At 41.3% G+C, this 25,246-nt stretch carries 22 protein-coding genes; 3 read left to right on the top strand and 19 right to left on the bottom strand.

Features of this window, described 5'->3' with window-relative positions:
* Positions 1–2 precede the first annotated feature (2 nt).
* The 9 genes from gspK to gspC are packed head-to-tail and all read right to left on the bottom strand — an operon-like array spanning position 3 to position 8,993.
* Positions 3–1,097, bottom strand: a complete 1,095-nt coding sequence (gspK, locus tag FNT16_RS08600) for a type II secretion system minor pseudopilin GspK (RefSeq protein WP_246072176.1) — start codon at positions 1,095–1,097, stop codon at positions 3–5.
* Positions 1,094–1,720 carry a type II secretion system minor pseudopilin GspJ gene (gspJ, locus tag FNT16_RS08595; RefSeq protein ID WP_143871207.1) on the bottom strand — a complete coding sequence of 209 codons (627 nt, stop codon included), beginning with the start codon at positions 1,718–1,720 and terminating at the stop codon, positions 1,094–1,096. The genes gspK and gspJ overlap by 4 nt, the downstream gene beginning before the upstream one ends.
* Complete coding sequence (gspI, locus tag FNT16_RS08590) at positions 1,720–2,109, bottom strand: type II secretion system minor pseudopilin GspI (RefSeq protein WP_246072174.1); 390 nt, start codon at positions 2,107–2,109, stop codon at positions 1,720–1,722. The genes gspJ and gspI overlap by 1 nt, the downstream gene beginning before the upstream one ends.
* The gene (gene gspH, locus FNT16_RS08585; protein WP_143871206.1) at positions 2,096–2,701 is read right to left on the bottom strand and encodes a type II secretion system minor pseudopilin GspH; all 606 of its coding nucleotides are present in this window, start codon (positions 2,699–2,701) and stop codon (positions 2,096–2,098) included. The genes gspI and gspH overlap by 14 nt, the downstream gene beginning before the upstream one ends.
* Positions 2,702–2,705: 4 nt before the next feature.
* Positions 2,706–3,140, bottom strand: coding sequence for a type II secretion system major pseudopilin GspG (gene gspG / locus FNT16_RS08580; protein ID WP_143871205.1), 435 nt, complete (start codon positions 3,138–3,140; stop codon positions 2,706–2,708).
* Positions 3,141–3,142: 2 nt separating this feature from the next.
* Positions 3,143–4,369: a type II secretion system inner membrane protein GspF gene (gspF, locus tag FNT16_RS08575; protein WP_143871204.1), complete on the bottom strand. Its 1,227-nt coding sequence runs from the start codon at positions 4,367–4,369 to the stop codon at positions 3,143–3,145.
* Between the two features lie 5 nt (positions 4,370–4,374).
* Complete coding sequence (gspE, locus tag FNT16_RS08570; RefSeq protein WP_143872925.1) at positions 4,375–5,925, bottom strand: type II secretion system ATPase GspE; 1,551 nt, start codon at positions 5,923–5,925, stop codon at positions 4,375–4,377.
* A gap of 6 nt (positions 5,926–5,931) precedes the next feature.
* Entirely contained in the window at positions 5,932–8,052 is a 2,121-nt protein-coding gene (gene gspD, locus FNT16_RS08565) for a type II secretion system secretin GspD (protein WP_350401917.1), read from the bottom strand.
* 35 nt (positions 8,053–8,087) lie between these two features.
* The gene (gene gspC, locus FNT16_RS08560) at positions 8,088–8,993 is read right to left on the bottom strand and encodes a type II secretion system protein GspC (RefSeq protein ID WP_143871203.1); all 906 of its coding nucleotides are present in this window, start codon (positions 8,991–8,993) and stop codon (positions 8,088–8,090) included.
* 283 nt (positions 8,994–9,276) lie between these two features.
* Between gspC and hslR the strand changes: the two genes are divergently transcribed.
* The gene (hslR, locus tag FNT16_RS08555; RefSeq protein ID WP_143871202.1) at positions 9,277–9,693 is read left to right on the top strand and encodes a ribosome-associated heat shock protein Hsp15; all 417 of its coding nucleotides are present in this window, start codon (positions 9,277–9,279) and stop codon (positions 9,691–9,693) included.
* 4 nt (positions 9,694–9,697) lie between these two features.
* Complete coding sequence (gene hslO / locus FNT16_RS08550) at positions 9,698–10,555, top strand: Hsp33 family molecular chaperone HslO (RefSeq protein WP_143871201.1); 858 nt, start codon at positions 9,698–9,700, stop codon at positions 10,553–10,555.
* 97 nt (positions 10,556–10,652) lie between these two features.
* Here the strand turns inward: hslO and FNT16_RS08545 are convergent, their stop codons facing one another.
* From FNT16_RS08545 to FNT16_RS08535, 3 genes are all read right to left on the bottom strand, one after another.
* Positions 10,653–12,665 carry a glycoside hydrolase family 97 protein gene (locus FNT16_RS08545; RefSeq protein ID WP_185976553.1) on the bottom strand — a complete coding sequence of 671 codons (2,013 nt, stop codon included), beginning with the start codon at positions 12,663–12,665 and terminating at the stop codon, positions 10,653–10,655.
* A gap of 159 nt (positions 12,666–12,824) precedes the next feature.
* A complete protein-coding gene (locus tag FNT16_RS08540; protein WP_143871199.1) occupies positions 12,825–14,792 on the bottom strand; it encodes a glycosyl hydrolase 53 family protein in 1,968 nt (655 codons plus the stop codon).
* 221 nt (positions 14,793–15,013) lie between these two features.
* Positions 15,014–17,164, bottom strand: coding sequence for a carbohydrate binding family 9 domain-containing protein (locus FNT16_RS08535; RefSeq protein ID WP_185976552.1), 2,151 nt, complete (start codon positions 17,162–17,164; stop codon positions 15,014–15,016).
* A gap of 245 nt (positions 17,165–17,409) precedes the next feature.
* Here FNT16_RS08535 and FNT16_RS08530 point away from each other — a divergent pair, with 245 nt between their 5' ends.
* A complete protein-coding gene (locus FNT16_RS08530; protein ID WP_143871197.1) occupies positions 17,410–18,282 on the top strand; it encodes a helix-turn-helix transcriptional regulator in 873 nt (290 codons plus the stop codon).
* 5 nt (positions 18,283–18,287) lie between these two features.
* On the opposite strand, the gene FNT16_RS08525 is transcribed toward FNT16_RS08530, so the two are convergent.
* From FNT16_RS08525 to FNT16_RS08495, 7 genes are all read right to left on the bottom strand, one after another.
* Positions 18,288–20,003: an alpha-amylase family glycosyl hydrolase gene (locus FNT16_RS08525; protein ID WP_143871196.1), complete on the bottom strand. Its 1,716-nt coding sequence runs from the start codon at positions 20,001–20,003 to the stop codon at positions 18,288–18,290.
* Positions 20,004–20,328: 325 nt separating this feature from the next.
* The gene (locus tag FNT16_RS08520; RefSeq protein ID WP_143871195.1) at positions 20,329–20,562 is read right to left on the bottom strand and encodes a DUF2789 domain-containing protein; all 234 of its coding nucleotides are present in this window, start codon (positions 20,560–20,562) and stop codon (positions 20,329–20,331) included.
* Positions 20,563–20,565: 3 nt separating this feature from the next.
* The gene (locus tag FNT16_RS08515; RefSeq protein WP_143871194.1) at positions 20,566–20,769 is read right to left on the bottom strand and encodes a hypothetical protein; all 204 of its coding nucleotides are present in this window, start codon (positions 20,767–20,769) and stop codon (positions 20,566–20,568) included.
* Positions 20,770–20,855: 86 nt separating this feature from the next.
* Entirely contained in the window at positions 20,856–21,746 is an 891-nt protein-coding gene (locus tag FNT16_RS08510; protein WP_143871193.1) for a tetratricopeptide repeat protein, read from the bottom strand.
* Positions 21,747–23,165, bottom strand: coding sequence for a sodium/proline symporter (locus FNT16_RS08505; protein WP_143871192.1), 1,419 nt, complete (start codon positions 23,163–23,165; stop codon positions 21,747–21,749).
* Positions 23,159–23,836 carry a class I SAM-dependent methyltransferase gene (locus tag FNT16_RS08500; protein WP_143871191.1) on the bottom strand — a complete coding sequence of 226 codons (678 nt, stop codon included), beginning with the start codon at positions 23,834–23,836 and terminating at the stop codon, positions 23,159–23,161. The genes FNT16_RS08505 and FNT16_RS08500 overlap by 7 nt, the downstream gene beginning before the upstream one ends.
* Positions 23,814–25,241, bottom strand: coding sequence for an aspartate kinase (locus FNT16_RS08495; protein WP_143871190.1), 1,428 nt, complete (start codon positions 25,239–25,241; stop codon positions 23,814–23,816). Before FNT16_RS08495 ends, FNT16_RS08500 begins: the two co-directional genes overlap by 23 nt.
* Positions 25,242–25,246 lie beyond the last annotated feature (5 nt).

Genomic DNA, 25,246 nt, shown 5'->3' with positions numbered 1-25,246 from the left:
AATTAAACTCCAATTTTGCGGGCAATCACTGAAAATTTACCCTGCGCATCTAGTGCAATGAGTGATGTTAAATTAATCCAGCTCTGATTATATTCGGTTTTTGTTTGTAAAAGAAAATACTCGCTGGTTACATCAAACTGACTTTTTAAATGATTAGAAACATTCCCAACCGCCTTGATTTCAGGCAGTGCCCAAAACTCTTCAATATCTTTAAAGCCATCATCCGGGCGTGCTTCAATGACTCTTTTAGCATTTTCAACGGTCAGTTTATTATTAAATAAGGCAGACAGTACAACAGCATTATCTTCTTGAATGGTATTCACATTCACGATGCTATCGTTAACATTGGGTATGACACAAATGTGCGGCAAAATTTTATCTAGATTTTGCGCCCCTTCCGGTACGGTATCAAAGCCCTGTATCAATTTTAATTCTGATTTATCGACAAACCAGCTGTTGGCCGGTAAATAGGCAAATTCTTTCGCTTCATAGATGTAATCTTCTGCGCCGTAACTGCGGGTTTGCATATCTTCATCTAACCAATCGGCGACGCTGTCTCTGATTGCTTCAGCTTCATAATTGTCTATCCCTGCAAGTTCAAGTAAATGTTGAAATTGCGCTTCTGATTTAGGATCGAGCACATTGTTATTTGAATTATTGCTATTTGAATTATTGTTGTCTGCGTTGTTGTTAGTGCGGTTGCTCGAGCTATTCTGGTTGTTATTTTGCCCGTCGCTTGTTTGTTGATTTTGTCTAGCGGCAACCTTTGTTACTGCATTAATGTTATAACAGGATCTTAAATCCTTAATTGAGCCTGTTAGAGATGCTCCGTTTTCGAGCGGATAAGTCATCTCCTCTACAGCCCAAGGTTGGCTTAAATCTAAACGCCCACTATTTTCTTGGTAAGCTTCAGTTAATGCCAAGCGAGCCAGTGACTCGCCGCCTATCGCAAACCAATAAGCTTGTTGGTTTGCGCCAATATTATCCACACGCTTTATTTGCATTTGCAATCGCACAGCCATTTCTGCAGCGATAATCGTTACCAAAGCGACAATTAACAACACTGTGATTAAAGCTACACCTTTCACTTTTTTCACGATTGCACCTGAGCCGACACAGAAAATATACGTTTTATTTCACCATACTCTTTGGTTTTCAAGAGTATGGAAATACCATCAGGTAAGCCTTGCTCTGTCCATTTATCCAGCCACTTTTTTTCACTCGTATTGTAAAATTCAAATTCAATCTGCTCGACCCCTTCTAGCAACACGCGCACTTTTGGCTCTGTGCCTTGTACTGGATCTGGAAAGGTAAACTGTAAGCGTTCTAGATTTTCATCAACTATGCGATAAGCAACTGATTGCACTTCACTACGAGGCAATATATTTAAAGGGTTTGTCCATCCAACACGGCGAAATGCCAAAACTTGAGATTCACTGTCTAAAATAAATTCACCATGTGATAAATAAAAAGGTTGTGGTTTTTGCTCGCCCTGAACGCGCACAGTACGCTGCGCTAATTGCATTAAATCTCGTTCAATTACTATCATTGCACGTTGCAAGCCTGCCACTTTTTCCCCATGGGCCAAAGAAATATCGTTACTTTTTACGGTATTAGACAAAATGCTAAAACCAGCTACACCAAGTAAAGCGAAAATGGTAACGGCCAGTAGCATTTCAATCAGAGTAAAACCGCTATTGCGCTTAACCAAATTAATCATCAGGGTTTACTCAAATAGGTTATTTGTTCGGTGATGTAGTTTTCATAATTAGCGTCGCTAAACACTTCAATTTTTACCGCAACCAAATCTTCACCAAATGCTGTTTTTAACACTTTTTGTTGCCAAAACCACTCTTGCCCGGCCAACTCCATTTCACCTTTTTTGCCTTTTTCTACAGGCCATTTTTTTTCTATCAATAATTCATTTAGACGATTTGAAGCAACCCAACCAGCAAACATATGTTGCTGCAATCGAGTTTGATTATTGATGTGTACAGAGGCAGATTGCACGACAGCGACCCCAGCTGTTGCTAGTATTGCCATTGCGACAATCACTTCCAGAATTGTAAAACCTGAAATTTGCCTGTTTATTGATTTAAATCGTTTCATCTGGGGCTCTTGGATCGACCACTTTTAGTGGCGTAGTATCTTCACCGGTGACCTCAAAAATAATATTGTCTTCACCTGAAAAAGGAACTTCGTAACTGATTTGCAACGAAAATGGCGTAATCTCACCGCTTGAGAATAGATACACCTGAGGAATCAATTTTTTCTTTTTATCGTCTTCGTCCTCTTCATCAGCTTGATTAAAAAGTCCTTCTTCTTCTTGATAATCGTCTAACCAAGCCATTTCGCCTTGTGTTAAAGTTAACTCAAAATACTCAGGCAGTTCATAAGTGGAAAACACCTTGTCTTCTTCAATTGCTTGCCACTGCTCCCCATTAAAGACTAAAAACTGATAGCTTGTTTTTTCGACCAGCAAACCCAGTTGTAAATTATTCAATAAACCAAAATCGGCTGCCAGTTGAAAAGCGGCCTGAAATCGCTTTGCTTCATCTTTTGTTTTGTCATAATCACTACGAATATCAAAAGACAAACTGACACTACTCAGTATCACAGCCATAAGTACCATAACCAGCATCACCTCTAATAAAGTGAAGCCGGTTTGTTTACGCTTATTTAGTGTGTACTGAGACCTCATACGATTATAGGAAATCGTTCACGTTCCAGTTCCCGATGTCGTCTTCCGTATCGGCCTGACCATCGGGTCCAACTGAAAAAACATCGATTTTGCCATATTCACCTGGACTCATCAGTTGATATTCATTGCCCCACGGATCTTCTGGTAAGCGACGGATATATCCGCCGTCTGGGTAGTTGCGTGGTGCAGGGTCAATGGTCGGCTCATTGACTAAGGCGTCTAAACCTTGTTCTGTTGTAGGGTATGTATGATTGTTTAACTTATACATATCTAATGCTTGCTCTAAAGTCACAATATCTGTTGCTGCTTTTTTAACTTTAGCTTTGTCACTTTCACCGATAAAGTTTGGTGCGATCATGCCGGCTAAAATACCTATGATAACCAACACAACCATAATTTCTAAAATGGTAAAACCGCGTTGTTGATGTTTACTATTCATGATTAACCTACCATTGAATTTAATGCCATTATTGGCTGTAATATTGAAATAACGATAAAAAAGACGACAGCCGCCATACTTAGCACCATCGCTGGGCCAATTACACTGAGTGTAATATTCACCAAAGATTCAAACTCTCTGTCTTGGTTGTCGGCTGCCCGTGACAACATGCTTTCTAACTCACCACTTTTTTCACCACTGGCTATCATATGTAGCATCATGGGTGGAAACAACTTTGTTTGCTCTAAAGAGGCGCGCAAACTACTCCCCTCTCTAACTCTTAGCCGAGCATCATGTATCGATTGTTTTATCATATCATTCGATAAAACTTCCGCTGATATTTTCATGCTCTCTAACAAAGGTACAGCACTGGCCGTTAGAATACTAAGTGTCCGCGCAAAACGAGCTGTGTTTAAACCGCGCGCAACTTTACCTATCATCGGCATCCGCAACAATAAAGCATGATATTTAAATCGAATTTTGGGCTTTTGAATGGCGCGCTGAAAAATGACAGCCGATAGCATAATAAATACGATGACTGATAACCCATAAGCACTTAAAAAATCACTGACGGTTATCATAAACCGGGTACTCGCTGGCAACTCGCCGCCTAGACGGTCAAATTGCGCAACGATTTTTGGCACGACTGACGTTAGCAAGAAGTACACCACTGAAAATGCCACAACCATCAACATAATTGGGTAAATAGACGCTTGCTGAATTTTTGACTTAGTGACTTGACGCTGCTCTGTGTAATCAGCCAAACGCTCTAACACCGTATCTAAATGTCCAGACTTCTCACCGGCAGCCACCATGGCACAAAACAGGTTGTCGAATATATGGGGATATTCGGCCATGCTATCGGCCAAATTATACCCTTCTGTTACTTTAGAACGAACCGCCATCACCATACGTTCTATGCGCGGTTTTTCGGTTTGTTGAGCGACTGCCAACAAGGCTTCTTCAATCGGTAAACCAGAAGCGACTAAGGTCGATAATTGACGGGTTAACAAGGCTAAATCAGAAGCTGATATTTTCCCCTGCAACGAAAAAAATTCTTGTTTACCCGATGCTGATTGTTTTTCTTGTGAACTGGCTGTTTGTACATCGACCGGTATCAAGCCTTTTTCACGTAATGCTTGTCTAGCTGCTCTGGCTGTATCGGCTTCGATGACACCTTTTTTGTTCCGCCCTTTATTATCTAAGGCTTTGTATTCAAACGCTGCCATTTAGATTAATCCTCTCGGGTTACGCGAATAACTTCTTCCAGTGAGGTAATACCGGCTAATACCTTACTGCAACCATCCTGTCGGATACTTGGCGTAGATTGACGCACCAGCTTTTCAATGGCTTGTTCACCGTCACCATTGTGGATCATTTCACGAATTTCTTCAGTTACAGTCAGTAATTCGTGTATTCCGGAACGCCCTTTATAACCGGTCGCATTACACTCGCTACAACCGGACGGACGATAGATTGTCGTTCCTTGGCTATTTTCCAACCCAAGTATTTCACACTCTCGAGCATCTGGCGCATGCGGGTGTTTGCAATGCGGGCACAAAGTACGCACCAGTCTTTGTGCCAAAACCCCGAGTAATGATGAGGATAATAAGAAGGGCTCAACCCCCATATCTTCCAGTCGAGTGATGGCACCTGCTGCAGTATTAGTGTGTAGCGTCGACATCACGAGGTGACCGGTTAAACTGGCTTGCACTGCAATATGTGCGGTTTCTAAATCCCGAATTTCCCCGACCATCACAACATCTGGATCTTGACGTAAAATTGCGCGCAATCCCCGAGCAAATGTCATATCAACTTTGGTATTAACTTGCGTTTGCCCTATACCTTCTAAGGCATATTCTATTGGGTCTTCTACCGTTAAAATATTTCTGTCATCTGAATTGAGTTCTGACAATCCAGCATACAAAGTGGTTGATTTACCAGAGCCGGTTGGGCCTGTAACTAAGATGATACCGTGCGGTTTGTGTATCAAATCACTGAATTTATCACGGTTATCTTTGGTCATGCCTAAGTCTTTTAAGTTCAGCCGAGCGTTGTTTTTATCTAACAAACGCAATACGGCTCGCTCACCATGACTCGAAGGCATGGTACTGACCCGCACATCAACTGCCCGACCCGCGATTCTTAACGAAATACGACCATCTTGCGGCACTCGCTTTTCGGCAATGTCTAATTTAGCCATTACTTTGATACGGGAAATTAAAACAGATGCCAGTTTACGATTGGGTTTTAAAACTTCACGCAATATACCGTCAACCCGAAAACGTACTTTTAGATCTTTTTCGAACGTTTCGATATGAATATCTGACGCGCCTTCTTTAATGGCTTCACTTAACATCGCATTGATTAATTTGATGATAGGCGCATCGTCTTCGTTTTCTAATAAATCTTCTGTTTCCGGCAGTTCATCGACTAATGAAAACAAATCGGCTTCGTTGCCTATATCTTCCATTAATTGACGCGCTTCCGACGAATCACGCTGATACGCAGTCGTTAAGCGCAGTTCAAACGCATCGTTGTCAACGCTCTCAATTGTAAACGGGTGATTTAAAAAACGTCGCACTTCTAACAAAGTCTGGCTGCTCACATCATGCCGACAAATGGCAAACCACTTTTCATCTTCTTTTTCTAACAAGATCCCATGACGATTGGCAAAGCCAAATGGCAAACGTGAAGCACCTATCGGCAATAATGCTTCTTCATCCTCATTTGTTGATTCAACAAGCTCCGGATCAGAGACAACAGCTTGTTCCATTTCGCTCATACTCACTTATTCTTCCGCCGCTTTATTTTTATCTTGTTGTAAATACTTATCTAAAGCGCCTTTTTCAATTAAATATTCTTCAAATGAAGGCGGTAACGCCATGGCTTCATCCCACTTAGGTAAAGCAGAAATATCATCACTGTAAGAAAGGAAATTACCTTCAGCACGGCGCTTTAATTGTTGTGCGCGCATGAAGTTATATTTTCTGTGGCTCACTTTATTTTGACTTAAACCGTCACGAATAATCGTCGGTCGGATAAAGACCATTAAATTGCGTTTGCGTTTAGTATTACTGGTTGATTTGAACAAATTACCAATAATTGGAATGTCTCCTAACAAAGGTACCTTAGAAACACTTTCTTGAATGTCTTCATCAATCAAACCACCTAAAACAATAGTGCCACCATCATCAGCCATTACGGTTGTTTTAATTTCACGTTTGTTAAAACTAACATCAATTCCGGTTGCACCAGCAACGCTTGATACCTCTTGCTCTATGGTGAGCATCACGGCATCACCTTCATTAATTTGTGGAGTTACTTTTAGCTTGATACCCACTTCTTTACGTTCAACCGTTTGGAACGGATTAGAGTTTGTACTTGATGCGGTTGCGCCTGTAATTGTCGGAACTTCCTGACCCACAATAAATGAAGCTTCTTGGTTATCTAAGGTGGTTAGACTGGGCGTTGCCAGAATATTTGAATTGGTTGCGGTTGTCACCGCTTCTAACACAGCGCCCCAACCATTTTTCACGACACCGACAAGGGTCCCATTTACACCACCCAATAAGCTGGCCAATGTACTGTAATCACCGAGTATTTCTTCACCCTCGACAATACTTGCTACCACCCGCTCGCCATTTTGATCATAAACAGGCTGGCCATCTCCATCTGTGCGATAAGTAATATCATCTTGACCATAGCGAGTTCGGGCTTGTTGGGCACCAACCGCTAATGCACCAATCGGTGTATTGTTGCCAAATTGCACCATACCACCTTCGTCACTGATCCATTGCACGCCTAAGTTAAACCCATCCCCTTCAAATACTTCTACGATAATGGCTTCAACCTGCACCTGCGCGCGACGAATATCTAATTGTCGGATAACGGCTTCAAGTGAGCGCATCATATCGGGTTCTGCGGTTATCACTAAAGCATTACTATCTGGATGTGCGTCGATACTGACGTCTCGCTGCTGCGATCTACTCGCTTTGTTTGAACCGCCTTTTTCTTCGGCGATACTGGAGCTGACCCCTTGTAAAACTTTGACTAAATCTTCCGCTTTGGCATATTTAAGGTAATAAACCTTGGTATTGCCGTTCGTTTCTAATTCACTGTCTAAGCGCTTTATCATTTCAATGGTGCGCTGACGAGCTTTCCCTTCACCGCTAACAATGACGCTATTTGTTCTATCATCCGCAACAACTTTTGGAATTAAGTTATCCGGTGTTCTGTCTTTCGCTGAATTTTTGGTGAGCGTATCGATAATTCGCACCATTTCACTGGCTGACGCAAATTCCAGTTTTACTATTTCGACATCCTGATCACCTGCCTGATCGACACGGCGAATAATTTCCGCCAAACGGTTTACCACCGCAGCACGGCCGGTCAGCATAATGACATTAGATGGATCATAGTGAACCACGTTACCGCCACCGGCTTGGTCATTAAGCTGGCGTAACAATGGAGATAACTCCTTTACCGATACGTTGTAAACCTGAACAACGCGCGTCACCATCGCATCACCATCGCCTGCTTCCTGTGTTTCGACTACAGGTATCGCAGAGGTTTTCGCATCTTTATCACGAATCACTTTTAAAACGCCGTTCGACATTTCGACTACTGCGTAGTCGTATACTTCAAGGACGTTTAAGAAAAACTGGAAGTATTGCTCTTCATTTAATAAATCGTAACTACGTACGTTTATTTTGCCGCGTACATTAGGGTCGACAATTATCGTACGTTTTAGGTTTTTACCGACAATATTAATAAATTCATTGATATCCGTGCCCTTAAAGTTGGGCGAATATTCTGCTGCATAACTGGCTGGAACCGAAAAAGCCATTACGGCCGATAATGTCAGTGCTGAAATTTGCTTTAAAAGTGCCGGGCGCTTTTTAATGCTCATGCCCCATTGCTCCGTATTTTTATGTGTGTTCATTTTTAATACAACGAAATATAGATTTGACGAATAGAGCCGTCACGCTCAACCATAATACTGGCTTCTTCTGCATCTTTAAGTTGTGCCATTGCCTGCATTGCCTGTGACAAATTGGTTAAATCATAACCGTTAATTTCAATAGCAATATCACCTGCATTTAAACCTACAGATTGAAATAATTGAGGATCTTTACCCGGATATAAGCGGTACCCAACCAGTTCACCTTCGCGTCTAACTGGAGATACTTTTAAATAATCCACTAATTTACCCGGATCGCTAAATGCTTCTTCTCTTAGCTCTTCAATCGCTTCTTTAGCTTCCCCTGTGATAGCAGCCTGCTCTGTTTCTTCTATGATTTGTGGTGCATCAAAGCCAACAGACTCTGTTTCAGGCGCAGCTAGCGCACTGTAATCTTGCCCTTCCAGCATTAAAGTTTCGCGACGCCCAGATTGCTCTAGTATCACACGATCAGCGTAGATTTCACGGATCACAGCGCGTGTACCATCAATCTTTTCATTAATTGAATAGACATCTTGTGAACCTGATTTTTCGATGATCGCAGCTGCTAACTCGGGCGCAGAGCTTGGCACAACGCCCGTCAATTTTAAATTCAGTGTTGTTTGTGGTGCTTCTTCAACTTGGCGCTGAATAACCGGTGCCGCGTTATAATCACCAAAAAGATTTAAATTGGTAATTCGTCGAATATCAGCAACTACAGTTGATTGAGAAGCGGTAGAAGTTGATTGAATATTTAACGTTGCAGGCTTGGGCACGGGGAAAAACTTCCACGTTAAATCAGCACATAACCAAGCAATGTAAATAACCAATAGAACTTGCAAAGCTCGACTTAAACTTTGTTGCGGAAGCTTTTTAGCTAACTCTAAACCTTGATGAATTTTGTCTTGCAAAATATTAAACCAGTCTTATAAATTCTTGAAATAGGCGTCAGTGCCATAAATTAGGCAATGTAGCCCTTTATTATCGCAACAGAATGTTACGTTTTTAGTCATTTTGCAACCCGATTTACCGCCATTTTAACGAATCTTTTTTACAAATCTGCAAATTTGTCATTTTTGTCTCTGTGTCAAGGCTCGCAGAAGTACATAATTTGCGTGTACAATAGCGCTTTGTTCGCGTTAGCCGCGCATGGTTTCGTCACAACTACCTGATTGACTGGAGTTTAGTGAGTCAATGAATGCAAAAAGTTCCCAACGCAAAAACGAAGTTACCTCGGTCCGTATCGATAAATGGCTATGGGCCGCTCGTTTTTTTAAAACCCGAGTGCTTGCCCGCGGTGCAATTGAAAGTGGAAAGGTAAAATATAACGGGCAAAGATGCAAACCCAGTCGCAATCTCGAAGTGGGTGCAAAACTAACCATCCAACAGGGATTTGATGAAAAACAAATCAATATTCTGGGTTTAGCTGAGCAAAGGTTAAGCGCGCCGTTAGCGCAAGCTTTATATCAAGAAACAGCCGAAAGTATTAAAAAACGCACTGAACTGGCCGAAATGCGCAAACTTCAGCATTCGTTAAACCCTAAACCAGACACTAAGCCTGATAAAAAACAAAGGCGCCAATTAATTCAAGTTAAACATTTTAATGAGTAAAATTATGACAAGCCTCGACCAACTTAATCGATATATTTTTGATCAACTGAATGTGCGTGGAGAGCTGGTGCAATTGCAGGAAAGCTATCGCAGCATGCTAAAAAACCACAATTATCCTGAGCCGATTGCCCATATTATTGGTGAACTTTTCGCAGCCACCTCTTTACTCACAGCGACACTCAAATTTGAAGGTGATATTGCAGTACAAATTCAAGGCAATGGTCCTGTATCTTATGTCGCGATAAACGGCACTAACAAACAAGCGCTTAGAGGCGTGGCGCGTTATACAGCAGAGCCTGCATCTGCTGCGTTAAAAGACATCATCGGCGACAAAGGCTATATGGTAATTACCATAACGCCAATTAAGGGTGAGCGCTATCAAGGGGTAGTGGCACTGGAAAAAGAAACATTAAGCGCCTGCTTAGAAGATTATTTCCGCCAGTCGGAACAGTTGGATACCCATATTTGGCTGTTCGCAGATGCGAATCAACAAAAAGCAGCGGGTATGTTTTTACAAGTTTTACCGGGCCACTCTGATGATATAGAAGTAGGCTTAGATCATTTAGCGCAATTAACCCAAACGATTAAGCAAGAAGAGCTTTTTACACTGGATGCACAAGATATTTTGTATCGATTGTACCATCAAGAAGACGTGAAGTTATTCGAGCCGTCCACTGTCACCTTTAAGTGTACCTGCTCGCAAGAGAAGAGTTTGAATGCTCTAGCCAGCATCGAAAAATCTGAGCTACAGCAAATTTTGCAGGAAGAGGGTCATATTGCGGTTAAGTGTGAATACTGTTTAACAGACTATAAATTTGACGAACATAATTTAGCTGAACTGCTGGACAAACCGCAGCACTAATTTTGTTGTGAGGTCAATGACTGTACTGTAAAAAGCTGTACTGTAAACAGCACAGTACAGCCATATAGAACTATTTGCTTTATTTCTCTTATTTCTCTTATTTCTCTTGCAGAATAATGGCTGCGCCACCACCCGCCGCTAACTTTACTTCCAATACGTCGTTTACCGTAACTTCTCGGCGTTGTATCTCAAATTGCTCGGGATTGGTCTGCCAATGAGCATCAGCTGCATCGGTAAATAATTGAGCATCATAGCGTTTGTTTGCCTTAAGGAAATCAAGTGAGAGCTGTGCTGTACGCGACTGTGTATTAGTCGCTAAACCGATAAACCAAGTTTTACCACTACGACGCGCGATGTATATATATTCACCTACCTCTGCCGCCAGCACTTGCGAGTCGTCAAAATCAACGTCCAATTGGCGGATAAAATCAAAAGCTGGATGCGCCCGATAATTTTCAATAACATCAGCAGCCATTTGTATTGGACTGTACAACACGAGCATATTTGCTAACTGGCGCGCCAAAGTTGTACGCACCCGGTAATCCGCATTTTGAGGGTTTCCTGACCAGTCATAACGCTGTCCTGAAAAATTGCTAAAATCTATATCAAAGATCCCCGGTGTATAGTCCATTGGGCCTGCAAGCAAACGCGTGAAGGGTAAAATCATGCTGTAGTCAGCCGAATTCCCTTCACTCCATGCGTTCCATTCACCGCCTCGAGCGCCCTCACGCGTCATCATATTTGGATACGTACGGCGGATACCGGTTGCTTTCACTGGTTCATGCACATTTAGCATAATGTTGTATTTAGCAGCTAGCTCAACAATTTTACGATAGTGCCTTACCGCAAATTGGCCATGATGATTTTCCCCATTAGCAAACCCTTGCTCTGCCACGTAACCCGTTTTTACAACATTGATCCCCAGCTCATTGTAAAGTGAAAATATTTCTTCGACGTGTTGTTCATACGCTGCAATATTTCCTCCAGTTTCATTGTGACCGACGATGACAATATTTTTTTCTCGAGCGTAATTGGCCACTTTTTGTAAATCAAAATCATCCGTTGGCACAACATAGGCTTCGCGTGTCCCCCATTTTTCCCAACCTTTATTCCAGCCTTCAAATAACACTGCTTGAATATTATTTTGTGCGGCAAAATCTATGTATGCCATCGCGCGCGCTGTCGTCGCACCGTGCCTTGGCCCTTCCTGCCAAGTATGCACTCCTAAATGAATTTCCCACCAGATACCAATAAACTTCATTGGTTTAATCCAACTGCTATCCGGCAACTTGTTCGGTTCGTTTAGATTAACAATTAAGTCTGATTCAACCAATTGTGATGCGTTTTCTGCAATTTGAATGGTGCGCCACGGAGTATTGAACGGCACTTTAGCCTTCACTTTTGTCCCATCAGCCCAAGGTGCGAGTTCAGCCTCGAGCAAAGTGCCTTGCTTGCGCAGCAGTGACATACTGGCATAATCAGTGAGCGCAGCTTCGTGAATGCTTAAATGCAGTCCCGATTTAGCGCGCATCGTTAGCGGCGTCTGTACATGTTTTAACTGTTGTAATTGGCTCGACTGATAAGTTTTTTCATAACTGTTGTAATCGGCTTCAATCCACCAGCTTTGCATATCCTGAGCAATATTAAATTCCGTTTTTTCATCGGTAATTACAAACGCTTGCATCGCTGTTTGTTGCGGAAATTCATATCTAAAACCAATGCCATCATTAAAAACCCGCACACGTAAATTTAGCAGTCGTAAACTGTGTTTATCTTTGAGGGATATCAATAGTTCGTTGTAATGTTCGACAATGTTTTTACGTTCACCCCAAACGGCCTGCCAGCTATTGTTGTAAGAAACCTGTTGGCTGGCTATCACTTCAAACTGAGTTAACGCTGGTTGCTGCAAAAACTCAAAACCCAATTGTGATTTTTTAACAATTACTTGTTGCTGGTGTTGAACTTGATATCTAAACTCACTCGACTCTGTGATTGAGAATAAAACGGCTATTTTATTATCTGGCGAGCTCACACTTAATGGTGTGTTCGCCCTATCGATTACCGTTAATTCAGGCTTTTTTAATTGTTCTGGATTAGAGCAAGCTGTCATAAACACTATGCATAAACAGCTCGCAAGTAGGGTAAAAATTCGCATATAAAACCTCAAAAGGTATTTGCAGATTAATTTATTCTTCTATAAATACCTTAAGAGTGGTTAAGCATCAGTTACATTACGCGAATTATTTTTCTCGAAACTGCTCAATATTCTTTAACCCGCTGGGCTTATAAGCTCAGCTTGAATATTGTCTATATTGCCCCATGAATCCACGGCTTCCTCGATATCGACAGTAACTGACAATTGGTTGTTTATAACCTCAAGTTCCAGTTCTACTTGCACCCAATTTGCCCAGCCGGCAAATACAATATCAGAATCCATGGTCGTATTACCGCTTGTTGCAGTCAATTTCGAAGCGCTTTGCGCACTGCTTTCCCCCATAATCCAAGCCGATATTTTGTACCGCCCATTGGGAACATTCGTTTGAATTTGCTTTGCACTTTGACTTTGTGCGCTTGTACTCCAAAAATGCAGCGCATATTGACCACTGTAAGCATCTGCCGCTTTATCTGCTAAAGCGAGTCCCGCAGTTCCCGCACTAATAACCCATGGTTCTAACTGACCGGATTCAAAATCAAAATTCTGCAGTATACTTTGGTTTTCATCGACCACTTTTTCGGTCACAGTTACTTTTGCGGTCACGGGTTCACCACGCTCGATTGTCGACCCCACCAAATCAAATTCACCCGCAGTGTTGGTTGAAATACTGCTGGCATTACTCCACGATACATTGACATGCCGATAAGAGTCGTCACTATATAAAGTGAATACCTGATTCGGTAATACAAGATCATCGCCTTGCTCGAATTCAATATCCGCTTCTAACAAAGAAACTAATGTAGGCGCCTCAACGCTTGTATCTTGACTGACTTTCCAAAACACATCCATTGAATCTAATACTTGCCCGTTATAAGCAAACATCGCTTGATTTTCCCAGCCGTTGTTTGCACCTGTCACCCAACCAGCACCTTGCACACCTAACCATGCCGGTTCCCAGTAAAAAATACCACGTCCCAAATCAGCAGGCACTTGCGCGACAACGTTCATAATTTCGCGCATTGCCGTTGCCTGACCTTGCACTGTTGCGGCAAACCCAGCGGCTAATGCAGAATCTGAATTGAAGATATTACCGCCTTCATCCGGGCCTTGTTCTACCGTAAATCCGTGCGCGGTTTCTACCACTATCACTTCTTTTTTGTATTTTGCGCTGATATCGTCCAGGTTAAATTGCAACTCGGCCAATGTGCCGTGCCAGTATGGGTAATAAGACAGACCAATGATGTCATAATCCAGATTAGCTTGGGTAAAAGCGTCAAATGCCCAGACAAAAGTGCCATTATTGCCCCCATCGGCTAAATGAATCATGATTTTACTGCTTTTTCCAACCGCAGCTTGAGCATCCCGAACGGCTTGACTGCCTTGTTTTAACAGCGCAATTGCATTTTGCGAAGTTAAACCGTCGCCCTGTGGAGCAACTAACCCAGAATTAATCTCATTACCGATTTGAACCATTTGCGGGAATACATCTTCGTTTTCCATTGCCATCAGCGTGTCGTAGGTAAAGTCGTATAAAGCCTGCTCAACTTCCTGTTGCGACAATCCAACCCAAGCATCTGGCATATACTGTTGACCCGGATGCGCCCAAAAGTCACTGTAATGAAAATCTAATAATATATTCAGACCGGCTGCTTTAGCGCGTTTAGCCATTTCAATGGTACGTGGCAAATCGTTTGTCCCGGCACCCGTTGCACCTTGTACTTCATAACCAGTTACATCTTGTATCCAAGATACGTCATATGGATCGTTCCATAACCTTAAACGTACCCAATTGACGCCGTGTTCAGCCAACACTTGAATAGCATCTGCTGGATTACCGTCTTCATCATAAAAAACACCCCCACTCTCTTCCACTTGTAAAAGGGTTGAAATATCGGCACCTTTAATAAAATCTGAGTTCAGGTTTTCGATCGGCTGAACATAAAGGCCAGAGTCATGCGGGTCAATTTCTACCGGCGAGTTATTTTCGGTTTCCGTATCCGTCACGGATATATCAGCACTACAGGCGACAAACAACGTCGTCATTACCAATGCGATCATTTTGTTGCATCGTGTATTCATCATGAGCGTCCTAAGTTTTTCCTTTTGACATGAAAAACAAAGGTAAACGATTACCTACCAGAGTGCAAACATCAGATAACCAAAAGTAACAAATAAACAACAAAAGTAGGTAGGTCTTGCGCGAAAGATCAATGAAATGTAGATTTTAGTATCAAAACAATTCGTTCATTTCATCAAACCCTCCAAACAAAAAAGATAACGTTTACTAACCATAACTTCATCTGTTAGAAAGTGTAACTCACTTTAAAAAAGGCCACTTTTTGTTGTGTTGTTAGCTGTTGTAGGACCTCGTTATTGATCATATTGACCGATAACCCCAAATAGGCAGCCGTAAAAGCATCAAATCGCCAGCTATGAACAAATTTTGCAGATAATTTTTGATACTTCGCCGGGTCGCTATTGGGATAGTTTTGCAGATTATGTTTTATGTTGTTATAGAGTAATGACAAACTACTTTTATGACTATGGTTATACTGATAACTAAAACGCAAATCAGATAAGTTAACCAAGTATAAATCATCACCTGCCGAGTCCATATTTTCGTACGTATGAATCACTTCTACATTTAAATGTTTGTTGAGGTTCCACTTTACAATAGGCTGGATTTGAAATTTATCACCTTGCCTGTTATTTGCATAATCAACGGCTTTTGCACGTAATAACAAGACGCTACTAAATACAGTGGGTGTTAGGTTCATTTCACCATAAAAGAAGGCAAAATTGGTATTAAACAAACCTTGCTGTAAATCTCGTCCTACCTTGTGTTGTATACCGGCCCCAGTGCTAATACGCGATTGTTTCGGACCTTTAACATTAAATTGAATTTCAACGTTATCTTCTATGGGTTGATTATCCAACGTACTTTTCTTTTCACCACCTAACCAAAATTCAAACTGATTCCAGGCCGATTGTTGGTCATACTCAACATAGCCGGCACGCACTTTTTGATGTTTCCGGTTAACACTACTTACAAAGCCTAAATCAGCTCGAAAATTCTGTTCTATTTGCTGGTATTCGGCATTAAACCAGAAATTACGTTGGTTATGATTAAGCTTTACTTGCCAAGCACTGCCCGTTTTAGGATCTGTTTGATTAAAACTGTCAGGATACACGGTGTCAGACCAAACAATTTGCCCTTCAATTGCAGTGCTGTCGGTTAGGCTATATTTACTATCAAGCGCCACAACATGATTGTGATAGTTATCACTTTGACGCACCGTTGCTAAACCACCAATACTAAAATATTTACTGCTATCAAATCGATAACGAGCTGCTGCATTTGTACTTTTATGTTGATACTCAACAATACGGGAGCTTAAAATGTCAGGCACTTGTACAAAAGTTGATTCGTCGTTGGTCAACAAGGTTGCAAAACTATGCTTTTCACTACGGTTTACAAATTTGACGCCGATCTCCGGCTGAGCAATATTCCGAGTATGTAAAAGATCAAATAAACTGCCAAACTGATCGCTATTTTCGACAAAAAACCTCCTTTTTTCATCATAATACAAGGAGTAAGTCGTATTTACGTCGAGTTGAGCACTGTCTTCTTCTACTTGCGAAAAATCTGGATTAATCGTGGCGTTTAATTTGCTATTCGAGTTAATTTGCCAATTAATGTCTGCACCTAATTGTACGCTATCGTCTGTTTGCCAATTATCAGCTTGCCAATGTTCTCGTTGTTCCTGCCGGATTAGCGATACAGTAGGCGTGACTAATAATTGACTCGCGGTGGTGGCCTTTGTAAAACCTCGAATATTTTGCATTTGACACAATTCACATTCTTGATTTTTGTCTTTTTTAACGTTAGAAATATGGTAATCCAGATTACGTGGGTAGCGTCGAATAAGCTCAATTTTCCAATTTTTCAGTTGCGTACTATCCACAAAACTGAGTTGATCAAAAGGAATTTTAAACTCGGCCTGATATCCATTAGGCGTCAACTGCGCACTGGCTTTCCAAATTGCATTCCAGTCATCTGCCGAGGTTTTGTCAAACTCATTAGCTAATGAGTCGATTTGCACCGAATCTGGGTTAATAAAAAATTGATACGCAAATTTAGCATTGTTATAGGTATCTAATTTGAAGCCCACTAAATCATCGCTCCAAACCATATCTCTATCTTTTAAATGTGAGCGAATACGTTCAGGTGTATTATCTTCAGCTTTAAAACCAACGTATAAATAATGCGCATCGTAAAATACGAAAGCAGTTGTCTGCACAGGAGGTTCAATATTATCGTAAGGAAAAGTAACATAATTAAGGCGAAACGCTGCTGCTTTTTGCCAAACAGCTTCATTTAATTGGCCATCAACCACAAGCTGTGCAGACAAGTTCGGAATATCCACTGTGTCAGCAAGTAAACGGCTACTCATTATACTAATTGCTAACAAGCTTAAGATTTTTTGGCGTAAATATTTATACATAATAGGCTCTAGTAGGTCATGTTGATGTCTGCATCTTTCATCGCGCTAGCGATTATTTGCCGAATACTTTGGTTAGATAATATGATTTGTTTCAACTATGTTATTGAATACGAATGCAATACCCCATCTAGCTAGTTATCCAAAGCCTTTGAATTGGTATCATAGTTGAGTCGATTAAACTGGAAGTTAAACACATGCAAAGCGCCGATATCATTCAACTAGGTCAACGTTGTGTCGAACATTATTTGGCAGATAATGAATTCACCGCATTTAAAAGTTGGCAAATTAACATGGGCGGTTTGTCGCTGTTAGATGGCGATTACCATGTATCCCGTATATTGCCACAGCACTTAATTGTATTGACGGTTAAGGGCCGGGGGGTATGGCATGCAGATGAACCTATCTTAGAACATATTAACGTAGGTGATATTTTGTATGTGCCCGCGGGCAGCCAGTTTAATTACACTGCATGCGCATTGCATGGATGGCAAACCGTATGGTTTATCTTGCCCACCGGTGGATTCTGGCAAACATTTCCAGAACACATAAAATTAATACCGGCTTCGAAACTCAGGTATCAAGATCTTGCATTACAATGTACACAGATACTACAAAATATGTTGCAGGAACGCTTTTCCGATGACCCGTTAACACAACAAATGCATCAAACCTACGCGCAACAGTTATTTATTTTGCTAAAACGCCAGTTGCAACAATTGAATGGGGCGGTTGACCTCAATGTAAAACGAATTCAAAGCTTGTTCCGTAAGATAGCTTTGCATCCGGAAGAAAAATGGACGGTCGAGCGTATGTGTCAACAATGCAATTATTCACGCGCTCACTTGTTTCGATTATGCCAACAAACGTTTGCCTGCTCTCCACTACAAAAACTCACGAAAATTCGTATGCAAAAAGCACAGTTGCTGTTAAAAACCACACAACTCCCCATCCAACAAATCGCTGATTCTGTCGGCTATGATAACGCGTTTAATTTTTCGACCCGATTTAAACAATCGATGAACATTTCGCCCAGCCAGTACCGCATTTTGGCGAGCGAAATGAATTAATGCGCCTATCGCTGCATTTTTCTAGCCTTTTCAACTAAATTTGAATTGGTTAAACTTTTGTCTAATAAATACACTTGCACACTATGAGGCTGTAGCTCGAATAACCAGTCTTCACGCTTCGTTAAATCAACCTTTTGTTGATCAAAAGCGTTTCGCCAGATAGCTAAATTTTGCAGCTTGTTGAGTTTAACCTTTTGGTCATAGTCACTTTTATTCAACAGTACAAGTGCGGTTTGATTTTCACCTTGATGTTGATATATTCGATAGAATGCGGCCGTTTCTTGGCTAAATTCGATATTAAGTTGCAAACCGCGTTGCAGTGCAATTGAATTTTTACGCACATCCGCAATTCGTTTCAGTTGCAAAGCAATCGGGTGTGTTTTGGCAATTTCAATATTTTGTTGGCCAAAATAGTTTCGGTTGCCCTGATGCTCGGCTTTACCCGTCATAAAATTAATCTCTGAACCATAATAAATCACCGGGATGCCTCGACTTGTGAATAACCAATTGTTGGCATCAATAAACCCGTTATCATCCGCATTCATGCGTGGCATATCATGGTTATCATAAAAGGTCATTAATTCATAAGGGTTGGCGTAAACCTCATCCGTAAGGTGTAAATAACTGACAATATCGGCGTAGCTCGCATTTTTATTTTCAAACGTTTGCGTGATAGATGCTCTCCCTGGAAAATCTAATACACTCACCCCGCCATTTTGCGGATAAGTATGTTGGGCAATAAAGCTCGCATCATAATTATAACTTTCGCCAAACATAAACATATCTGGGTAATGCTGTCTGATTTTTTTGCTTACCCGATACCAAAAATGATGAGGCATTTCGCGGATAGTATCTATCCGTATTGCGTCGACTCCTTGCGCAATCCAATATAAATACGCATCGGTTAAATATTCAAATGCTGATGGGTTATTTTCATCAATATCAGATAGTTGCGCCAACCCAGTGTGCGTGTTGTAGAACTGATGCAAAGGATTATTTTTGTCTAACTTGGTTGGATGAAGATTCTGGTGATCGGCCAGCAAATTACCCGTTGCGTCGTAAATTTTACCATACTGTGGCATTGCCTCAGGCATCGAGTAAGCTGGCGAACCATGGTTAGCGACTATGTCTAATACAAATTTTAAATTGTGTTGTTTTAAACCGGCTGAAAACGCTCTAAACGAAAGATCCGTTGAAACTAAATGCTCATCTGGTTGATAAAAATTATGTGCCCAATAGCCATGATAACCCGTTTTGCCACCGTCTTTGTATCCACCATCAAAGGTAATGGTTTCACCGCCGTTAAATGCATATTCCGGATTATCCCAAATAGGCGTTAACCAGACAGAGGTGAAACCCAAATTTGCGATATATTCAGCGTTGTTCAATACACCTTTAAAATCGCCACCTAAATAACCGACATTAGCGCTCTGACCATTGGGCCCGGCGAGTAACCGATCAAACGTTCCCCACTGACCGTTGCCCCAATCTTTCCCTTGTTCAGGGTAATTATTATTTTTATCTGCATCAACAAAACGATCTGTTAATGCAAAATATACAGCTTCTTGCGCAAACGGTTCCAGCGTCCCGTATAAACTGACCGCCGTATTGTTTTGATTATCTTGTTGATTCGCAGAATCAGGTTGACCGGAAAAAACACTGCAGGCATTCAGTAGCGCGACACTGCAAGCAGCCGAGATAAGTGTTAATTGAATTTTCATTAGTAAGCCAAGTATTAAGAATAAAAAGCAAAGTATTCCGCTTTTATTATCAATTGACCATTAAGCAAACTCACAGCTAGCTTTTAAAAAGTCTCTTTTTGGCTTAAACACAGCCACATAATCTACCTGCCCGCCTACAGATAACAGTTATGCAGTCGTTTGTTTTATTGTAAGGATATATTTGATGGAAGAAAAAAGGCGCTAAAAGCGCCTTTTAATATCAGAAAGCATGTAGAATGTAAGGTTCAAAGAGCTAAATCGTTCGCTGAAATCTAGCCAAAGTTATTTTACAAGCTGTTGTTTTAATCGTTTTTTGTGAAGAATTTTAATCACGTAACATAGCATCAAGCTGGTCGACAACTTCAGCCCAATCAGCGTCAGCTGCAATGGCTTCATGCAAAAATGATTTTTGCCCTGCACTCCAAAAAGATGCTTGGTGTAACTGAATATTGTTTGGCAAAGGCTTGTGCTTATCAATAAATGCATCAATCGCCTGTTCGTTATCGGCTATACCTAATTGCTCAAATAAATTACCTAAAGTATGAAATTCTGTTTCCATATTTTACTCCATTTGTCGCATTGAGTTATTTGACTGAGATCTGCTACTGCGCTGCACTGCAAAGGCAAGCAATGCATACACTAAAGATGCGATTGGTGCAGCAAACCAATCTATTTGACTGGCACTGACAAATACAATTTGGTAGCACAATACAAGTGCAAAAATAATAAAAGCGGTTCTAACAATATCTTTAGATGTAACAGACATATTCAAACTCCATCTCACCATTTATTTATTTTAATCAATTCTGTTTGCGATCTAAGCCTAGTCGGCGAGTTTGAAATGTGCAAATATTAAGCAAGTAATTTTTTAAATTCTTCTTCCTCATACAAGGTCTGGAACATACTTTCATGTGCAAGTTCACTTGCCAGTACGGGTGACTTCTCCAGTGCTATATGTATATCTTCTATCGCGCTTTCGATTTGACCAAGCGCAGCATGAGCACAGGCGCGCTGCCAATAAGCTAGGGCGTAATCCTGATCCAATTCGAGCGCTTTACTCGATAGATTAAGTGCCCATTCACATTCACCTAATTCTAAGACAGCGTCCGCTTTATAGGTAATGGCTTCAACATCTTCACTGTGCAGATCGAGTATCTCATCATAGAGTTTTACTTTTTGTTGCGGATTATTTTCCAGCCCAGCTCGCATCCATAACGCATGTAATTGATTAGCTCTGGCGATTTCTTCCTGTGTCGAAATAATTTGCTCTGAGCGCTTCTTCAGTTTTTCTTCGACATCTGATAAGCGTTTTTCATATTCATCACTCACCGAGCTAACTTTATTGCTCACGTGTTCCTCTATTTGCGTTTGAATATCACGCAAGGAGCGCCATCCCATTAAAACTAACACTGATGCAGCAGCGGTAATAATGAAAAACACATTATTGACTGTGTCTGATGTATACCTTAATGCTCGGTCAGACGATTCAAGTTTAGCACCAGCTAACTTTTCAGCGATTTCAGTTCGCAGTATCTGTTGCTCTTGCCGAATCGTTTTTACTTCATCTAATAAATACCGCTCAATAAATGGGGTATACAAAGGCTCTTCTAGTTTTTCGATTTTTTCTGCCAGTTTACGTTCTTGCTCAACAACTTGTTCAGCTTCTTGCGCCAAAGAAGATTGCGAAAAGAAAAACCAGCAGAAAATAAAACTGAATGATAAAAACCTTACTTTAGTTTTCAACTAACTCGCTCCATCTTTTGCAAATACTTCTTGCTGAGACTGTCGTAGTATATAAAAAGCAAACAAACTCAATAAAATACCGGCTAAACCTTCGTAAATTTGAGCATGCCAGCCAAGCGCGCGCCAAATAAGGGCGGTTCCTACCCCGAGTACCACTACAAAAATAGCGCGCCATTGGCTAATTTGCCAGCCTCGGATAAAACCAATCAGCAGTGGCGCAATGGCACAGCCCAAAGTTGACCAAGCAAAGACGACTAATTCAAATACACCTTGTTTGGCAAATAACGCGACCACCAATGTCAACACGGTGATCAATAAGGTAATGGTTTTAATCAACCAGGTTTTATCAATCGCTTTAGGTAAACAATCTTGTGATACTGCCGCTGAGGCGCTCAGTATTAGAGAATCTGCGGTTGATAATGTCGCAGCAAAAATCCCTGCTAGAATTAACCCGACTAACCAATCAGGCAATAACTCAACTGCCATCATTGGCAGCGCAAGCTCAGCGTCAAAGCTGCCACCAGTATCTAACAAAATGCGGCTTAATAAGCCGACAGTGGTTGCCATTAAATAAAATAGACTGAACCAAACGTAGTACCACATCCGCATGACCCACATTTTTTGTTGACCATCCAATGCAATAAAACGAACCATAATATGAGGCTGACCCACAACCGAAAAGCCTGCAAATACCCAACCGACTGCAAAAGCGATAATGCCGGCCGTACCGGGGATCATTAAATCGTCTGGAGCAACATCAAAATAACCAGGGATTTGCTCAAGTTTATCGTAAACAGCAGCAACGCCCCCTATGTTATCAATTGCAACAAACATCAATAAACTCATCGCTAATATCATCACAAACGATTGTGCCGCGTCTGTCCAGATTGAAGCTCTGATCCCCCCCGCAAAACAATAGGCGGCAACTAAAACTGAGACTAGAATAGCACCCATCCATAATGGCCAATCCAGTAAAACATGCAGTGCTTTACTGCCTGCGATAAATTGTGCTGCTGCATAGGCTATCATCAGTATCAGTGCGGTCCATGACAACATTTGCCTAAGCACTTTTTGATTATCACCTTGCCAACGGCTCACCAACGACATTATCGAAACGGCTTGTCTCTCTTTTGCTTTGCTTCTAACGTGTTGGTGAACATAAAAAGAAGCGATTATGTCACCAATAATCCAGCCCACCATTAACCACATTGCAGCTAAACCTGTGTAATAGGTGTAACCAATTACACCAATAAACATGTAACCACTATTATTAGTTGCTACGGCGGATAACCCAGTTAACCAAGCGGATACGTTGCGACCTGCCAAATAATAATCATCACGATTTTTTTGTGCGAACTTGGCCGAGCTCAACCCAATAATTGCAAAACAAGATAGAAAAACAATAAAGCTGACTAACATAATATTTCCCTGATTGGATTAACCGACAATACATAACCTTGCATATCTACGGGCTCTGATATACTGCGTGGACGCAATTTCACATCTTGAAAAATTTCGTTATCTTCACTTAAGCGCATAAAAGCTTTACGCCCAATATCCGCCAACAAAAACACGACATCGTTGCGGCATGCAACCAACTCAACTAAGCTTTGTAATGCATTTTTGGTATCATTGTCATAACAAATATCAGAAGCGATAATCAGATCGGTTTCTGCGAGCACTCGATCTGTTATTTGTTCGATAGGTAATACTTTGCTGGTAATATTAGAATCATTTCGCTGCGCCAACATTTGTTGATACGGCCATAAGTTTTCATCCAAATCACTGGCAATGACTGCCGCGTCAAAGTGCTTATTCATAAAAACGCTCAGTGCGCCCCAACCAGCGCCAATCTCGATAACATTGAGTTGGTTTTTAACTGGGAGTGCAGATAGCATGTCCATCAATAAAAAATTTGACTGCCAGACTTTAGAAGCGAAATGTTGAGGAACAAAACCATCCTCACGTATATCTGTTACATGTGGATGGTTTGGTTTTGTAATATTTACGCCGTAAGCCCAGAAGTCATCTGAGCTAGAGCGTATGGGTGTGGTTTTATACTTAATATTAAACCTCGTTTTCTTGCTCAACTAAATGTTTATGCAATGCAACGGTTGCGGTTTCAAAATGCTTCTCATCCAAAACAAACTGAATGTCTACCTGACGCATAGATTGATGCAGCGCCTGTATGCTGATGCCTTGCTCAGCGATTGCTTTGACAGCTCGTGCTAGCATACCCGCTTCTTGCATATCGCTACCGATAGCTGAAACAATACACACTTTACGCACATTCACTTCGGCTTCTGGGAATTTATTTTCCAATAAGGTTTGTAAGCGTTTTGCTTTTTTCAGGTTACAACTCAAATAATGCGTAATACTGTTTGCCGTTACATCTTTACTCACCATTTGAATTTTTAGCTCATTGATAAGCGCTAAAGTCTCAATGTCAAAACGGTTTACTTGGCCCATCATGTCTTGGTCAAATAGCTCAAATGAATATACATTTTGTCGACCCGCAACAATTTCAACTTTAGGTTTGTCACTGACATAAGTTGAAGTAATTAACGTACCTTTGTGCTCTGGCTCGAATGTGTTTTTCACTCGCAACGAAATTTCTGATTGGCGCAGTCCTTTAGCGGCTCTTGGGTGAATGGCTTCCATCCCTAAATTAGCGAGCTGATCCGCAACATCATAGTTAGTTAAACCAATAGGCACGACTTTATCTAAACCCACCATTTTAGGATCAGCGCTACTTAAGTGATATTCTTTGTGAATAATCGCTTCTTCTGCTTTAGTCAAAACCGCAATACGACTAAATGTCATTTCACTATAACCGCGATCAAAAGTTGCCATTAAACCTTTGGCACTATGACAATAACCCGTTGCAATTGGCAAACATTCCTTTAAGTCTAGCGACCAGAATTTTTCCTTGATCAGCTCGTCCATATCAACGGCTTTGTCGATATCCCAACCAGTTAAATCAACAAATACGGCATTGATCCCTTCTTTTTGCAATAAATGCGCTAAGTTCCAAGCACTGTGTGCTTCGCCGATACTGGCCAACATTTCACGCACTTTAAGTAAGTGATCGCCAATCTCAAAATGGCCATGTTGACACAAATTATTTAAGTCAGTTAATGCGCGCTCTGCATCGTCTAAACGTCGTAAAATAAAACGATCTGCTTTTTCGCGCAGCGCAGTTTCACCAAATAATTCTAAGTTAGTTTCAACCATTTTACTGCGCACAGTTTCAAACGCTTCCATCCATGATCTGTCTTCTTCTGCACTGGCAAATCGACCGTAAACGCCCGGTTCAGCTGTTTTTTTGTGCTCCAACAACAAATTGGTCATGCCTGCATAAGCGGAAACGACAAAAATCCTTTGATAAGGATTTTTCAGCTGTTGATTTAACATTATGTTGTCTCGTACCGCTTGGTACTGACTCATAGAAGTACCGCCGATTTTTTCGACCGTATGACTATTTGATCCGTTCATTGAAT

This window comes from Catenovulum sediminis, from assembly GCF_007289895.1.
GTDB classification, from domain to species: domain Bacteria; phylum Pseudomonadota; class Gammaproteobacteria; order Enterobacterales; family Alteromonadaceae; genus Catenovulum; species Catenovulum sediminis.
Note: the sequence above shows the minus strand (reverse complement) of the source record. Positions and strands in the feature narration are given on the sequence as shown.

Bases quoted from the DNA above. Each gene is read 5' to 3' on its own strand.
- gspJ (WP_143871207.1), bottom strand. From the start codon at position 1,720: ATGATTAATTTGGTTAAGCGCAATAGCGGTTTTACTCTGATTGAAATG.
- gspI (WP_246072174.1), bottom strand. From the start codon at position 2,109: ATGAAACGATTTAAATCAATAAACAGGCAAATTTCAGGTTTTACAATT.
- gspH (WP_143871206.1), bottom strand. From the start codon at position 2,701: ATGAGGTCTCAGTACACACTAAATAAGCGTAAACAAACCGGCTTCACT.
- gspG (WP_143871205.1), bottom strand. From the start codon at position 3,140: ATGAATAGTAAACATCAACAACGCGGTTTTACCATTTTAGAAATTATG.
- gspF (WP_143871204.1), bottom strand. From the start codon at position 4,369: ATGGCAGCGTTTGAATACAAAGCCTTAGATAATAAAGGGCGGAACAAA.
- gspE (WP_143872925.1), bottom strand. From the start codon at position 5,925: ATGAGCGAAATGGAACAAGCTGTTGTCTCTGATCCGGAGCTTGTTGAA.
- gspD (WP_350401917.1), bottom strand. From the start codon at position 8,052: ATGAGCATTAAAAAGCGCCCGGCACTTTTAAAGCAAATTTCAGCACTG.
- hslR (WP_143871202.1), top strand. From the start codon at position 9,277: ATGAATGCAAAAAGTTCCCAACGCAAAAACGAAGTTACCTCGGTCCGT.
- hslO (WP_143871201.1), top strand. From the start codon at position 9,698: ATGACAAGCCTCGACCAACTTAATCGATATATTTTTGATCAACTGAAT.
- FNT16_RS08545 (WP_185976553.1), bottom strand. From the start codon at position 12,665: ATGACAGCTTGCTCTAATCCAGAACAATTAAAAAAGCCTGAATTAACG.
- FNT16_RS08540 (WP_143871199.1), bottom strand. From the start codon at position 14,792: ATGATGAATACACGATGCAACAAAATGATCGCATTGGTAATGACGACG.
- FNT16_RS08535 (WP_185976552.1), bottom strand. From the start codon at position 17,164: ATGAGTAGCCGTTTACTTGCTGACACAGTGGATATTCCGAACTTGTCT.
- FNT16_RS08530 (WP_143871197.1), top strand. From the start codon at position 17,410: ATGCAAAGCGCCGATATCATTCAACTAGGTCAACGTTGTGTCGAACAT.
- FNT16_RS08525 (WP_143871196.1), bottom strand. From the start codon at position 20,003: ATGAAAATTCAATTAACACTTATCTCGGCTGCTTGCAGTGTCGCGCTA.
- FNT16_RS08520 (WP_143871195.1), bottom strand. From the start codon at position 20,562: ATGGAAACAGAATTTCATACTTTAGGTAATTTATTTGAGCAATTAGGT.
- FNT16_RS08515 (WP_143871194.1), bottom strand. From the start codon at position 20,769: ATGTCTGTTACATCTAAAGATATTGTTAGAACCGCTTTTATTATTTTT.
- FNT16_RS08505 (WP_143871192.1), bottom strand. From the start codon at position 23,165: ATGTTAGTCAGCTTTATTGTTTTTCTATCTTGTTTTGCAATTATTGGG.
- FNT16_RS08495 (WP_143871190.1), bottom strand. From the start codon at position 25,241: ATGAACGGATCAAATAGTCATACGGTCGAAAAAATCGGCGGTACTTCT.